This window comes from Pseudoalteromonas sp. S1612, from assembly GCF_005887175.1.
Classification (GTDB): domain Bacteria; phylum Pseudomonadota; class Gammaproteobacteria; order Enterobacterales; family Alteromonadaceae; genus Pseudoalteromonas; species Pseudoalteromonas undina.
This window is the reverse complement of record NZ_PNDH01000026.1, coordinates 110,673-125,739: the sequence shown is the minus strand read 5'-3', so window position 1 is coordinate 125,739 and position 15,067 is coordinate 110,673. Positions and strand designations below refer to the sequence as shown.

The following is a 15,067-nucleotide window of genomic DNA, read 5'->3' as shown; positions in this document are numbered from 1 at the left end:
GCTACCAAACTTACTTTGATGCGTTAGATAATGGCGCTTATCAGCCCACAAATAACGCCCTGGCCGACTGACCTGGCATGGGTTGCGAGCTACGAGCTAGGTTTTAGGTTTTAGGTTTTAGGTTTTAGGTTTTAGGTTTTAGGTTTTAGCACAAGCTCGTTACTCGTCACTCGAAGCCCGCAGCCTTTACCACCGTAGGCGTTAAGCTTGCTGACGCGAAAAGCACCGCTTTTAAATTACGTTACTTTCACGCATTATTCGCCTCAAAAAATGAGGCGAATAGCGCACTTAATTGCCTCACCTTAGTGTCATCGTGTTTGAAATAGTAGGGCTTTGAATTATAAATAAAAGCTTTAAGCTTTTTAAAATCATTTGGCTATTTTATAACGAGTACTGCGACCGCCCGCTGAGGTTTTCTTTATATAATCCAGTGTTTGTAAATCTGATAAATGACGCGTCGCCGTCGCACGACTTACCTTAGCCACTTTTTGATACTGACTCGCACTGATGCCCTGCTCAAATTGGCCATCAAGTAATTTATTAAGCACTTTTACTTGTTGTTCATTTAGTCTAGTTTGATCTTTTTTAAACCAATAATTAGTTTTAGCGACAGTTTGCTCAATATTCTTCAGGGTAGATTCAACTGCTTTATTGAGCGTATTTAAAAACCAGGTAATCCACTGTGTAATGCACAAATCACCACGCTGTGTTGCCTCTAAGACCTCATAATAGCCTTTTCTATCTTCTAAAATTGCCACCGACATCGCATAGAACCGTATCGACTCTTTATGCTCTTGAGCAAGCGCTAAATCTGTAATAAGACGCGTAATACGCCCGTTACCATCTTCAAGTGGGTGTAATGTTACAAACCACAAATGAGCGATAGCAGCACGAATAAAAGGGTCTTCGTGTCGATCATTATAACCTGCATTAAACCAATTAAAAAAAACAGCGAGTTCGTTTTCGATAACATCTCTTGGTGGAGCAGTAAAATGTAATACGGGTCTATCTAATCGCCCTGATACAACTTGCATTGGCTCGTTGCCACGTAATTGACCGCCCGCTATTTGCGTAAATAAACTCTGTTCACCTGCAAACAATAAACGATGCCAATTCAACACACGTTCTAAATCAAGCGGTGTATCGGTGTTATTAATTGCATCCAACATGATCTCTGCAAGATTATCGCTTTGCACTGTGGTTGGATAAGGTTGCTCATCAATGTGGAGTTTTTTAGCTAGTGACGAACGTACCGAAAACGCATTGAGTTTTTCACCTTCAATTGCGCTTGAATGAATAATATTAGCCAATAAAGTATCAAGTGCTTGCTGTTTTTGCTGCGTACTTTGCCCATCCATGCGACCAACGAGCACACCTTGGTTAAAACAAAGCTCCCTCAACAACGGCGCAAGCTGTTTTTCATCCCACGTAAAGTTCGGCCAATCTTGTTGTTGCCATATCCACATAAGCGTTTGCCCTCAAGGTAAGTAGCTTCAGTCTATATGATTTAATCGCCTCACACAATGAGGCGATTAAGACACTTAATTGCCTCATTGTGGAGTTTGTGGACTTGTGCAAACCCTAGCGCCTTTTACCATTAACTTAGAGCGTTTGGCCTTTCGTTTCAGCGCAGCGCCTCATAACCTCTTTGTGAATAAATCACTTAAAAACAATTTGCACAAAGAGAAAACAATGAGGGCAAATGAGAAAATAAAAGCTACGGGGTTCGGGCGAAGGGCAACGAGCGGCGAGCTACAAATTACCCCTAGCCTCTAGTCATTTCCCTAGCTCCTAACACCTTTAACCTAGAACCTTTACCACCATAGGCGTTAAGCTTGCTGACGCGAAAAGCGTAGCTTTTAATGGCAAGCTGAAGTGTATATTCGGCTTTGATTTTATTTAAAGAGTAAGTGATGAGTTTATAGTGTTGAACAAGCCTTAATTGCAGCAGCTATGGCCGAAGCGCTTGTTTTGAGTAACCGCCGCCACCAGTAACCACAGTTGGTATTTCAAGCGTTTTTAAGTGAGACAGTATGATTTTTTCACGCTTGGCAACATCTTCAACAGTAAGTTTAAAGCCACCTAATTTATCAACAGCCAATACATCAGTCCCAGCTACAACAAAAGCCAAAGCATAATTAACCGTTATTAACTCAAGCGCTTGAGTTAACTTTTCTAAATATTCGCAGCCTTCTACACCACTTTTTAACGGAACCGGAAAGTTTACTCTGTTACGAGTATATTGTGAGGTCGGGTAAATATCCTCATTATATACATCTAGCAAATGTACATTTTCGTTATCTTTAAACGAGAAAGCATTGCCATTTCCGTGATGGGCATCAACGTCGATAATTAAAACTTTATCAGTTTCACTCAAGTGGCCACTCTTTCGCAATTGTTGATAACTAATACCAACATCATTATAAACACAAAAACCCTCCATATTTGCATAACTAGCATGGTGAAAACCGCCTGATAAGTTCCACATAATCTCACCAGACTCCAAGGCATTTTCAGCACCCAATAAAGTACCTGAAACAGCTAAGCGCATAGGTGTCAGAATTTTTTTATCTATAAAGCCAAAGCTAACAAAAGGAATATTGGGTACTTCAAGTGCACGTAAAACAAGTGTTTTACTCAAAACCAACTTTCTCATTAACTCATTGAGGTACTCATTAATTACTTTAGTTGGAACAGGTTCACTTGGATAGATTATTTCAATATCTGAGCCGCCAAGCTCAGAAATAACCTTAGCAAATTTTTCACCATCAAATGGGTGCAAGTATTTTAATAACCCTAACTGATAATTAAAATCTGGCTCATAAATAACTTTCATGTTTATGCATTTTCCGTTTCTGCAAGCTCTTTAGCGTAACGTAATACCTCGTGAGCTACTGTTAAATAAATTAAAAACGCCTATGCACTATATTAGTTATCAATTTAGCCTTTTCGGGCACGAATGACGAGAGAATTATCTTAGTAGTGCTCTTTAAGTTTTACTATAGGCGTGCAGCTTGCTGACGTGAAAAGCGTAGCTTTTAATACTTAAAGCCCGCTCCCAGCAACCCGCCGCTCGTCACCTTTATTTATACATGTCGCGTTGGCGAGTGCCGACCGTCCGAGGACACACACTCCCCACTCCAATGAGGTACACACGATAAATTAAACTTACTCAATCGCGACTAATTTATTTACTTCTACCGGTTTTGCTAACGCCGTTTCATAAAATGCAAACACCTCTTTTACATAGGGCTGTGAATAATGCATATCCAAAGCAGCTTGCGACGTAAATTGTTCGACTAAAAACAAGCATGTTTGCTCACTATTGCTGTATAGCTCAAATCGAATACAGCCAACCTCAGACTGTGTAGGCTTTAAAATTTGCTGTAAACGCCCTTTACAGTCATCAAATAATGAAGCTTGAGGGGTTATTTTTGCCACTATATTAATCATCTTTAATCCTTATTAATTAATTTAATAACCACAGCACGAATTGGCGGTGCTACGGTAAAGGCCACTAAAAAAGCTGCAGGCCAGGCATTAATGAATGCAGTTAGCCAACTTTGCACAAAGGTATCGCTTAAACCTAAATTTACGTAGGTCACCCATGCAGATAGTAAAAACGACATCATGAACGAAAATGCCAATGTAAATATAAAATGAATTTTCATCTTTCCTCCTTGGCGTTACTATATTCAAAAGCTTGGAGCTTCCATACTCACAAAAATGCAAACTAAGATTGAGAAACAGAAATGCTTGATGACATTCATTTATTTATAGAGGTAGCTAGGCGTAAAAGTATGAGCCAAACGGCAAAAGATTTAGGCTTAAATTTATCGACGCTATCGCGACGTATTCAAGCACTTGAAACCAAATTAACAGAGCCATTATTGCAGCGTACAGCACGAGGAATCGTGCTAACAGCAAAAGGAGAGCAGCTCTATACATCGCTTGCAGATTCAGTGTTAGCACTTAATAATCAAATAACCGCCCTTAATTGTGCTAGCAATAACAGCAATACTTTTTATTTATTATGCCCACAGAACATCATTGCAGATCTACTTATGCCTGCGCTAAATACATTTATAAAAGATAATCCTTCGCTCAATTTTCACATATCGCCAAGTAATGCTAATAGTCAGTTGAGCCAACAACGCTTTGACCTCGCTATTCGCATTGGCCAACAACAAGACTCAAGTTATTATCAAAAACGCTTAGGCGCTATTGCGGTTAAGTTGGTCAGCAAAAAAGATGCACCACAAACTCGCCTAATTTTACCTTACACTCAAACTCAGTTACCAACAGGCATGCTTAACAAACTAACAGAACTCTACAGCGATATAAGTTATTGCTTTGATATAACAATAGCCCGAAAAATGGTTGAAGAAGGAAATGGGGTTGGTTTATTACCTATGAGTGAAATTAGTTGTATTACTGACAAACAGGCTTTTGACTATATTGAATTGCAGCCTGCTTTTGCAAACAGGCCTATTTATGCTCTATGGCATAACACACGCCAGCCAAGTAAAACGGCAAGTCAGTTAATTACCTTAATACAGGGCGTAATTGAGCAAACGCCATGCTTACAGGGTGATATTGTTGAGTTAGGTTAATGGGGTATTTATGCTGTAAGCGTTAAGCTTGCTGACGCGAAAAGCGTAGCTTTTAATGGCAAAACCCGCAACTCGTCGCTCGCCACCTTTATTTATACATGTCGCGTTGGCGACGGCAACCAAAGAGAAGTAACCGCCGACTTCTCTTTGGAATCTCTCGGCGCCCCGAGCATTTTGCACTTTCCTCAAAGTCTAAATTGATATGAACGTAAACGCCGTGTAAGGCACATCCATGTGCCTGTCACGGCTTTGATTGCATCCATGCAATCGATTACTCATCAATTGAGTCTTTTCGAGCAAAATGACGGGGGAGTTGTCTTGGCAGTGGTCTTTAAATTTTAATGTAGGCGTTAAGCTTGCTGACGTGAAAAGCGTAGCTTTTAAATGAAAATAGGGCGAGTAAAAATCCTTCAACAGTATTTTTATTAGGTACTTCAGTGATATGCTTTAAACATATATGACAGAAAGGATGTCGCATGATTTTAAAAGATAAAGCTCTATCAACTTCCACTTCCGCTAAGATCAAAGCGGGTCAAAAACAAGAGCTAGACGTAGCATTTTACTTACGCCGCGCATTTAAAGACCACTCTCAGGTATTTGTGTTTAATGATGTAAAGTTTAAACACAACGGCGAAACCGCACAGATAGACCATCTGGTTGTTTACACCTACGGGTTTATTCTTATTGAATCAAAAAGTATTACCGGTGAAGTTGCAATAAACCAACATCAAGAGTGGAGTCGCAGTTACCGTGGGAAATGGCAAGGCATGCCGTCACCTATCAAACAAGTCGAGCTACAATTGACATTACTAAAAAGTTTAGTAAGAGACAATGCTCCTCAACTTCTGCCAAAGATGTTTGGTAAAATACAACAAAACTTTGGTGGCCGTGAATGGCATAGCATCTGTGCAATATCGAGTAATGCGATAATTAATCGAGATAACACGCCAAAAACGCTTGAAGAGCGTCTCGTTAAGTCTGAGTTTATAGCTGATAAGCTTTTAGACATAATGAAGTTACCTGCTTCAACACCAAACGCCCTGCACTTTTTCTCAACTAATGTTCGCCCATGGTTTAGTGAAGAAAGCCTAGTTAGGATCTGTGAGTTTCTTTTAGAGCAAAATATTGCCCCTTCTACACAGTTAAAACCTGACGCAATAACATCAAACCTCAACGAGCCAAGCCCGATTTATCAAGATGAATCAGCAGCTATTGCACCAATAACTCAAGAGCAACCAAATATTGCCAATGAAATAAATTTACAGTGTAAGCAGTGCAACAATCAAACGACGCTTAAACCTCGCTCAGGTCGCTACGGCTATTTTGTTACATGCGGTGAGTGCGATACCAATACACCAATGAAAACGTCTTGCCCACAATGTAGCAGCGCTAATACTAAAGTGAGCAAACGCAAAGAGCTCTACTCATTAGTGTGTGTTGATTGTGAAAATACAGCGCTTTTCAAATTTGAGGGGTAATGTCACGTTGGCGACGGCAACCAAAGAGAAGTAACCGCCGACTTCTCTTTGGAATCTCTCGGCGCCCCGAGCATTTTGCTATTTCCTCAAAGCCTAAATTGATATAAACGTAAACGCCGTGTATTCGCCATCCATGGCGAAGTCACGGCTTTAATTGCATCCATGCAATTAATTACTCATCAATTGAGTCTTTTCGGGCAAAATGACGGGGGAATTATCTTAACAGCTGCCTTTAATTCAACAATGAGTTAATGCTTGTTTACATTGCATTTTTTAGTAAACTGAATGCTCGCAAACAGGGAGCGATTTAATGCAGCAAATTGGTATTTACGAGCAGTTAATTACACGAGTAATTGAACAAAATTTAAATCGTGACCAATTTTATGTGGGCGAACGCCAGCTAGAATCGGCTGAGGCGGCTACGTGGCTTTCGCGCTTTTTAGGTAAACTTGTTGAACATGCCATTGATGCAATCCCTAATTCAAGCGAGCGTTTGCAAGAGCAAATTAATCTCGCAAACAGCCTAGTGCTTTGGCTTAAAGATCATATTCGCGATGACGAGCTAATCAACGAAAACCTTATCGACAGCCAAGGCCGTATTCTTACTGCACTGTTTAATACTCAAAACCCTATTGCTGCAAATCTTAAAGATTACTCTCACGATATTTTTCCGCTAACAGGGCTTACCCAAAGCGAGTTATTTAGCGGCGCTAATGCAGGTATATCGCTCGAAACCGAGCTAAAGCGCGAGATTAAATCATCCGACACTATTTACTGGCTTGTTTCATTTATAAAATGGACGGGGCTGCGCATATTTAAAAATGAGCTTGAAGCCTTTACCAAAAGCGGCAATAAACTCAAAGTTATTACCACCTCGTACATGGGCGCAACGGATGCTAAAGCGGTGGAGTTTTTAGCAAACCTACCAAACACTGAGGTAAAACTTAGTTACAACAACAAGCAAGAGCGCTTACACGCAAAGTCATACTTGTTTATGCGTAATACGGGTTTTCATACCGGTTATATTGGCTCGTCTAATTTGTCGCATTCAGCGCTTACAAGCGGTCTTGAGTGGAACTTAAAAATTACCGCGCAAGAAATACCGCACATTATAGCTAAAACCAAAAGTACTTTTGAAACCTATTGGCAATCGCCAGATTTCGAGCTGTTTACTGGCAAAGCTGAATGCAAAGAAAAGCTTATAAATTCACTTAATGAGCAACGCGGTGTTGGCCAAGCAAGCAGTCAGTTTTATTTTGATATCACGCCAAAAACCCACCAACTCGCTATTTTAGAAAAACTAAGCGTTGAGCGTAACGTACATAATCGTTTTAAAAACCTAGTGGTTGCCGCAACCGGCACAGGTAAAACAATCATATCGGCGTTCGACTTTAAAACCGTTTACGACCAAAGCCCAAACGCCCACTTTTTGTTTGTAGCCCACCGTGAAGAAATACTTAAACAAGCGCAAAGTGCTTATCGTGGCGTGCTTAAAAATAACGACTTTGGTGAGCTGTGGGTGGGTAATTATAAGCCACAGCGTTACAACCAATTATTTGCGTCAATACAAACATTAAACAGCCAAATTGAATCGCTTAATTTAACGCATGATTACTACGACTTCATAGTAATAGACGAAGTACATCACGTAAGCGCCGCCAGTTATCGCGCTATTTTAAATCACTTTACGCCCACTGTATTACTTGGCTTAACCGCCACGCCAGAGCGACAAGATGGCGTAAATATACTCGATGATTTTTGTGGGGTAATAGCCGCTGAAATTCGCTTGCCAGAGGCAATAAACCAGCGCCATTTATGCCCCTTTCAATACTTTGGATTAGATGACGATACCGACCTAAGTCAAATAACATGGCGAGGCGGCCGTTACGATATAAGCGAGTTAAGTAACCTTTATACAGGGGAGAACAGCCGCGCAAACAAAATTATATCCAGCCTTGCTGATATAGTGACTAATGTTCACAACATTAAATCGTTGGCATTTTGCGTAAGCCAAAAACACGCAGAGTTTATGGCGTCTAAGTTTAACTTAGCGGGCATAAACGCTGATGTGCTGACCAGTAAAAACACCAATGAACGCGCGGCCAAACAACAAGCGCTGCGTCAAGGCGAAATACAAATACTTTGCGTGGTTGATATTTTTAACGAAGGGGTCGATATTCCAGAGGTCGATACTCTGTTATTTTTACGCCCTACAGAAAGCCTGACGCTGTTTTTACAGCAACTCGGCCGTGGCCTGCGCCTGCCCGACAACAGTCAAAAGCAATGCTGTACCGTACTCGACTTTGTAGGTAATGCCCGCCCAGAATACGACTTTGCCAGTAAGTTCCGCGCATTGATTGGTAAAAGTAATCAGCCAATTAAAACCGAGATCGAAAACAACTTCCCGCATTTACCGCTTGGTTGCCGTATTGAGCTGCAAAAACGCACACAACAAACAATACTAAAAAATATTCAGCAAGCTATAAACACTAAACGCCGTTTACAGCAGCTGATATATAGCTATTCGCAACATACCAATGACGCCCTTACGCTAAGTAACTTTTTACATATAAACCCGCAAGTCACGCTTGAAGATATATACAAACCAAAAGACGGTAGGATCGGCGGCTGGCACTGGTTAAAAGGGGATGAAATCCCTGCCGAGCAAACTGATATTTATGCCGCGTATTACCGCGCTATCAACACCCAATTAATCGGCTGCGACTCGCTCAGCTACTTATGCTTTTTACGTGATTTATGTAATAACGACTTTAGCTTTACCCCAACACCACAAAACCAACAGTACGCGCTTATGGCGCATTACAATTTTTGGGATGCCACAGGCACGAGTTTAGGGTTTAAAACCCTTAAACATAGCTTACAGGCACTTAAACACAAAGAACTACAACAGGAACTTGCGCAAGTGATTGCGCTGTTAATAAACCGCATTCACCAGCAAGAAAGCGATTTAACTTGCTTACCAAACTACGCAATAAAATTACACAGCCGCTACACACGCCAACAAATACTCGCAGCATTTGGCGCTCACACGTTTGATAAAAAATCGACCGCTCGCGAAGGTGTTTTAGAATTTAAAAACCAAAACCTAGAACTGTTATTTGTAACACTCAACAAGTGCGAAAAAACCTACTCGCCCACAACGCTGTACCACGATTACGCAATTAGCCCCACTCTGTTTCATTGGCAAACGCAAAATAGCGCCCGCCCAGAACACGGCCGCGGCCTAAGTTATATTCAGCACCAAAACACAGGCAAAACCATCCTGTTATTTGTGCGCGAACAAGGCAAAGACGAAAACGGCCGAACTATGGGCTTTGTAAACTACGGCGAGGTTAAATACCAAAGCCACAACAGCAGCCAGCCGATGAATATAACGTGGGAGTTAACCAACCCCATGCCAAGTGAAATGTGGCATGAGGCAGGAAAATTGGCGGTTGGGTGATTAAGTCATTTGATTAATCGACAAGATGAATCATGGTAAATCTATAATGCCATAGCCTTCTTTTCTATCTCGTATTACATCACTATCATAATTAAAATGATATATGCGACCATTTTCATTTAATGTTTTTATGTATGACAATGCAGTATGCGAATCAAGATTAAATTGATGTCTTAGCGTACTAAATATGTGGTAAATTTCATTTCGCATATCTGTTACGAAAATCCCAGGATCATCTGAACCTAAAGCTATTAGCATATCACTATCACCTTCAACTCTTCTTTCAGGTACCCTAAGCCATCTGAATAAATGATGTTCGTAAACAGTTTTATAATGGCTAATTCTTACATTACTAGTAGGTAGGCTCTCAATCACTATATGTTTCTCTGAGATAAGACGCTGTACACTTTGTTGTAATTGAATAATCAATTTAGAAGATGTATCAGCCATATTAATTTCTATTAGCTCTTCTGCTGATTTTAAACAATCTTCGTTGAACCACCTCTGGTGTAAAAAAGCTAAACTTTCATATGAATACTTACTTACCATATCAAGCTCTGAACTAAGCCATCCAACTAGCGAGCTAGTTTCATCAAATAAAAAGCTTTTCACAACAAAAGGATCAAGCCCTCGCATATCAAAGACTCTTTGAGCTATATTTATATTTTTCTCCAACCCTAAGTATTCTAAAATTTTTAAAATTTCTTCTTCTAGCTTTAAAATGGAAAAATCTATTTCTACATTACTCAGCGCTATTTTCCTGATAAAGAGTAGATTATCTAGCCAATCAATTCGCTTTATAAAAATTTTTTCAGGCATAGAGTTTAACCATAGTTTAGGATCTATACCGATAGCAGTAGCATGGCCTACTCTATCGCCATTTTTTAAATCCAAAAAGTTGACAGCATCAAAAACAGCCCGAATTCCCGTAACTAGGTGGTCGAAATCCTCACCCACATGATAGGTGAAATTTTTAAAACCATTCTTCTTACAATATCTATAAAAAGAACTAAAAACCTCTGGAGGAGCATCAAGTTCATTTGCTGCAGCATCAATTCCTGTAATAATTTTCTTCAAATTAGGACTTTGCTCCAATAGTTCTATTAATACAGCACCATAAACCAACAAACTTTCTCTTAAATTTTGATAAAAATATCCCCCATCTGTTGAGACCCATTTACGTTTTATAAAATGTGCCACAAGTCTCAATTTAGGTCTGTTAATTGTTAGGATGTCTTTAGATAGATCGTCTAAGTCAGCGGATTGAGTGAGTTTGCATTCACCTTTAGCATAAGCCAAAAAACCGCTTAAGATACTTTTCATTAATTTTTCATTTTTGCCTAATGTTTTTTTAGGGGCAAACCTAGCTTCTAAAGTTGTTAGATCAGGTTTCCCCATAACATTTGGGCCATGCAATTGAAAAAAACGAGATTTATACTCTGCTTCTACTTCTTCACGCACTCCATCGTCGGCAAACTTTTGGAACTGGTCAAAACCATATTGATCACTACCTTGCACTAATAATTTTTGATAGCAATTCATACTTAATACATATAATAAATAACAGCTATCATAAATACTGTTATTACCTACGCGAGATTTAAGTTCATTCTGTAACTTAACCTGCCAATGAAGCTCACTAATATGACTCCAATGACCTATTTTACTGCAGTAGGCCTCTTCATTAGGAAAATAAGATGGTTCTTCCCCACTAAGAATATTTTTATATAAAATTTCTCTAGCTAATATTACAGCCTTTTCATCTTGATATAACCATGACAGAAGAAACTCCCTCAATTGGCGAGCTAGCTTCAAAAGTTTATAATATTCTAACGGTTCGCTTAGATATGGGTTACTCGAGTATAATAGTTGCACCCTATTATTATTTTCTTTAACTAAGTTTTCTAAAATTAGATCTGGATGTTGTAAGGCATGATTCCATAGTTGCTCAATTAATGTCGTACCGTTGAGATGTAGATGTGTTTCATGTAAACCATTGTTGTCAATGTAACTTTCAATTAAAGGATGATGAGGTGAAACAATAGCTCTGAAACCAATTAAATTTTTTAAAATACTATCTAATTCGACATCACTATTAAAAAGTGACTTGTCCAGCATTTGATTCAATTGATAGGCAATTACAGGTAAACCAGATTGTTTTGAAATCCATGCCTGCCAAGAATCAAACTTAACTGATTGAATAGCAAGTCTTCGAATATCATTATCGAAATGGAAACGAGCAGCTTGCCCCAATAGTGCTAAACTCCAGAAGCCATCTGATTTTTTTCGCTGCTCAAAGTTTTTCCAATGCCCATGAAACACTTGATCTGGCCAATAGTAGTATCTTTGTTGCCAATTTGCATATGTTATGTGCTTGATTCTTTCGCTATCAATCATACTTTCTGTTGAATTTAGCAAACAGGATAATTGAGAGACGATATCTTTATACAAACGAGGGTCAGATAATAAATATTGATTAATATAAGCCATATTCACTTATTCCAACCAATTATTGGTAACCTAGAAACGAATTCTAAACCTTTATGTCTTTCTAAAAACAATTCATCTAAAAAATCTATCTTATCAAAATCATTTTTTATTATTTCTTCTAAAGTACTCCTTATTTCTACTTTTGTTATTTCAGATAAAAAGAAAGGCCAGAGTAGTGGGCACAAAAGCAAACAAGTCGTAAACGGTAGTTCTTCTTTTACCTTTACGATATTATTTTCGTAGTGACTAAATACAATATTTAGATTTTGGATAAATACGTTTGAAGCTGAAGCGACATTTTTTGCTTTACTTAAAGAGCTAACTAATAATCCATCAAATTTAGGTTTATAGCGTGCTTCCTCTATAAGTGATGAGTTGATTATTCCTGTAACCCATCGAGTCATTAACTCACCTAGAAAAATATATCTTGTATTTCCTTCAGAATCTACCACCTTCCTTGTATTAGCTATTTCAGAGATGCTATTTAAAGTGTAATGTATCCTAGACCAGACTTTACCAACTAGTAAAAATGATACTTTATTTTCTTTGGATTTATTTTTCCCAACCCAGTTAACTAAAAGCTCATTTAGTCTATTATTATTGACAATATCCTCTCCAGTTATATCAACATTTTGCTCTTCCACCCCCATATCTAAAGTTTCACCACTTCCTTGAGCCTCTATATTAACAAATGATGGACTGCTAAATGTTTGTATCGACCCAAATTTTGAAATTAAGATATCTAAATTAATTTCATTATCACCAGCACTAAGTAATTCCCCAATAACCGATAGAAGCAAGTAACTTGATAAATAATCTCTTCCCTCATTTTTTGTCAAACTAGAATGCGAAGACATCGTTATTGATTTAGCGCTTAGAAATTCAACGAAACTCGTATTTTTTTCATCTTGTTTTTTTATTAAATCATTTAACGTTTTTATTCTAAAGTTACTATCTATATCCTCTAAATTAAAATGGTTTTTTAAACATTGTATAAAATTATCACCTGGCTTTGATGAGCGTGGTAAACGAGCAACTCCTCCCATAACAACCGGTCTATTTGCACCTTTAAAATCTAATATAAATGGGCTGAAATGTGGAACTAAGCTAGTTGTCGGGCTATATCTATTTATACCTATAAAATCTATATAATCTTGCTTATTTGCTTTTTCTTTTATTTTTTCTTCTACATAGTTTAAATAAATATTCGACGTGGCAGCAGTTGATAGCATCAATTGTATTGCTGCTCCGATATGATTATCACTGGAGTTTAAAAAATTTGATTTGACCGACGCCAAAAAAATCTGAGAAGAATTGTATGAATCCTGTTCTCCATCGGTACGTGAATAATATCCAGTTTCTAATTCACCATATCGTGAATTTATATTGAAATCAGCTAAGCCTATATCATTTTGATGCAATAAAGTACTCAATAATTTGTCACTATTAATTCCTTCTTTCTGAAGAAAACCTATATAGCTACTACGTATAAACTCAGAAAAATCAGTAGCGTTGTCAGAACTATAGTTTTTGTAATCAACATTTTTAAACAATTGTAAAATAGTTCTTATTGGCTGCTCAAATATAAAAGATCTATAGGTATTGATAAATGATTTATCAATATTGAAATTATTAACTAATAAAGTATCCAGTGCATTTGTAATCTCAGTACTATTACCCGAATGCGTAGTTTTCAAAACTATTGATATACTATCATCTTCAGAAATAATACCTTGTAGTGTTTTTAAGTGAATTCGTTGCTCAGCTGGAAATACTTTAACAAGATATTGTTGTTCAAGGTGCTCCACTAAATCACTAGTCTTATTGTCGATTTTTAATAATTGAGAACTTAGTTCTTCTAATTTTTTTATTTTAACTATGTGACTATAAATTTTTAAGTCACCTGAAACTACAATTACAATGTTGGGGTGAGTTAAATACTTCCTTATTGTTTCCAGCACATCATGTGCTTTCGTCGTATCATTATCAACATCATCAATAGCAATAACCAATAATTTTTTATTTATACTTTCAAGTAAAATATCAATTAATTTATTTAAATTACGCTCTAAACTATGGCCACTATCTGCATTCTTGATCGCTTTATTTAAAAACCAAGAAGCATCCTGGTCTACGTCTTCTTTTTTTATCTTGAGAAGTTTCAACCCTTCTGACAGTTCACCTAACTGAGCTCTAAATTCATGATATTTTTCTGATTTTTGACACCCATTTATTTCTTTCTCAAATGTTCGTTTTAAGCAGGTAATTATTTCAACTAAGATTGGTTGATTTGTATGTACTAATGTTGGATCAATCAAAGTAACAGGGTAAATATCTCCCCCATTCTGGCTTTCTATATTTAGTTCTGATAAGTAAGTTTTTAGAAATGTAGTTTTACCAGCCCCTCGCTGACCACTTACAAAAATCGTATTATTATATCGAGGAGAGTCAAATATTGAACTATCCTCTCCTACGACCTTCTGATTTGAAAATGACTTTAGTAACTCATCTAACTTAATTTTGGCTTGGGTTTGTAAAAAACTATCAACATGAATAGCACCGCTACTTAACGGCTTTGTTAAATCTAAAGTAATATTTTTTTTGAAAAATCTTTTTACGTTATTTACCACAACAGTCCCTCTAATTTTATACTTTATAAAATACTCAATAGTTCAATAGTTCAATAGTTCAATAGTTCAATAGTTCAATAATTACACGCCGTAAGTCATTAACTATCTAGTAAATAACCTTTTCCCAGCTTAAACCCGCTTAAATTCATAGATAACTAGCCTCTAGCTTCCTGCGATTTCATCATGAGCACAATAAATAATGTAGGTTGAAGATACGGTCTGCGCCTTGGGATTCCAAAGGATGGACAGCGGTATGCACCCTTTGGTTGCCGCCAGCAACCTGGCAAAAACCTCGAATAGAGGTTATTAAATCCTTTAAACTCTCACGTAAAAAACCTATTTTAAAAGCTGCGCTTTTCGCGAGATCAAGCTCTGCGCCTGTAAGTTAAAGCG

At 37.9% G+C, this 15,067-nt stretch carries 9 protein-coding genes; 3 read left to right on the top strand and 6 right to left on the bottom strand.

The features are described 5' to 3' along the window. Positions 1-368: 368 nt before the first annotated feature. From CWB78_RS10515 to CWB78_RS10500, 4 genes are all read right to left on the bottom strand, one after another. Positions 369-1,466 (bottom strand): Fic family protein, encoded by a 1,098-nt coding sequence (locus tag CWB78_RS10515; protein ID WP_138595461.1) that lies wholly within the window; start codon positions 1,464-1,466, stop codon positions 369-371. 485 nt (positions 1,467-1,951) lie between these two features. Further along, the gene (locus tag CWB78_RS10510) at positions 1,952-2,836 is read right to left on the bottom strand and encodes a histone deacetylase family protein (RefSeq protein ID WP_249930441.1); all 885 of its coding nucleotides are present in this window, start codon (positions 2,834-2,836) and stop codon (positions 1,952-1,954) included. 332 nt (positions 2,837-3,168) lie between these two features. Next, entirely contained in the window at positions 3,169-3,453 is a 285-nt protein-coding gene (locus CWB78_RS10505; RefSeq protein WP_138595459.1) for a putative quinol monooxygenase, read from the bottom strand. A 2-nt stretch (positions 3,454-3,455) separates the two neighbouring features. Next, on the bottom strand, positions 3,456-3,671 hold the full coding sequence (locus tag CWB78_RS10500) for a DUF2798 domain-containing protein (protein WP_138595457.1): 216 nt from the start codon (positions 3,669-3,671) through the stop codon (positions 3,456-3,458). Between the two features lie 81 nt (positions 3,672-3,752). On the opposite strand from CWB78_RS10500, the gene CWB78_RS10495 reads away from it, so the two are divergent. From CWB78_RS10495 to CWB78_RS10485, 3 genes are all read left to right on the top strand, one after another. Next, positions 3,753-4,613, top strand: a complete 861-nt coding sequence (locus CWB78_RS10495; RefSeq protein WP_138595455.1) for a LysR family transcriptional regulator — start codon at positions 3,753-3,755, stop codon at positions 4,611-4,613. Positions 4,614-5,089: 476 nt separating this feature from the next. Beyond that, positions 5,090-6,091: a nuclease-related domain-containing protein gene (locus CWB78_RS10490; RefSeq protein ID WP_138595453.1), complete on the top strand. Its 1,002-nt coding sequence runs from the start codon at positions 5,090-5,092 to the stop codon at positions 6,089-6,091. 310 nt (positions 6,092-6,401) lie between these two features. Next, positions 6,402-9,554 carry a DEAD/DEAH box helicase gene (locus CWB78_RS10485; protein WP_138595451.1) on the top strand — a complete coding sequence of 1,051 codons (3,153 nt, stop codon included), beginning with the start codon at positions 6,402-6,404 and terminating at the stop codon, positions 9,552-9,554. A gap of 30 nt (positions 9,555-9,584) precedes the next feature. Here CWB78_RS10485 and CWB78_RS10480 read toward each other — a convergent pair whose 3' ends face one another. Beyond that, the gene (locus tag CWB78_RS10480; protein ID WP_138595449.1) at positions 9,585-12,044 is read right to left on the bottom strand and encodes an amidohydrolase family protein; all 2,460 of its coding nucleotides are present in this window, start codon (positions 12,042-12,044) and stop codon (positions 9,585-9,587) included. A 2-nt stretch (positions 12,045-12,046) separates the two neighbouring features. Continuing rightward, positions 12,047-14,674, bottom strand: coding sequence for an AAA family ATPase (locus tag CWB78_RS10475; RefSeq protein ID WP_171040339.1), 2,628 nt, complete (start codon positions 14,672-14,674; stop codon positions 12,047-12,049). Between the last annotated feature and the right edge of the window lie 393 nt (positions 14,675-15,067).

What these genes read in the sequence shown, in the direction of transcription:
- CWB78_RS10510 (WP_249930441.1), bottom strand. Translation starts at nt 2,836, where the DNA reads ATGAAAGTTATTTATGAGCCAGATTTTAATTATCAGTTAGGGTTATTA.
- CWB78_RS10485 (WP_138595451.1), top strand. Translation starts at nt 6,402, where the DNA reads ATGCAGCAAATTGGTATTTACGAGCAGTTAATTACACGAGTAATTGAA.
- CWB78_RS10480 (WP_138595449.1), bottom strand. Translation starts at nt 12,044, where the DNA reads ATGGCTTATATTAATCAATATTTATTATCTGACCCTCGTTTGTATAAA.
- CWB78_RS10500 (WP_138595457.1), bottom strand. Translation starts at nt 3,671, where the DNA reads ATGAAAATTCATTTTATATTTACATTGGCATTTTCGTTCATGATGTCG.
- CWB78_RS10495 (WP_138595455.1), top strand. Translation starts at nt 3,753, where the DNA reads ATGCTTGATGACATTCATTTATTTATAGAGGTAGCTAGGCGTAAAAGT.
- CWB78_RS10515 (WP_138595461.1), bottom strand. Translation starts at nt 1,466, where the DNA reads ATGTGGATATGGCAACAACAAGATTGGCCGAACTTTACGTGGGATGAA.
- CWB78_RS10505 (WP_138595459.1), bottom strand. Translation starts at nt 3,453, where the DNA reads ATGATTAATATAGTGGCAAAAATAACCCCTCAAGCTTCATTATTTGAT.
- CWB78_RS10490 (WP_138595453.1), top strand. Translation starts at nt 5,090, where the DNA reads ATGATTTTAAAAGATAAAGCTCTATCAACTTCCACTTCCGCTAAGATC.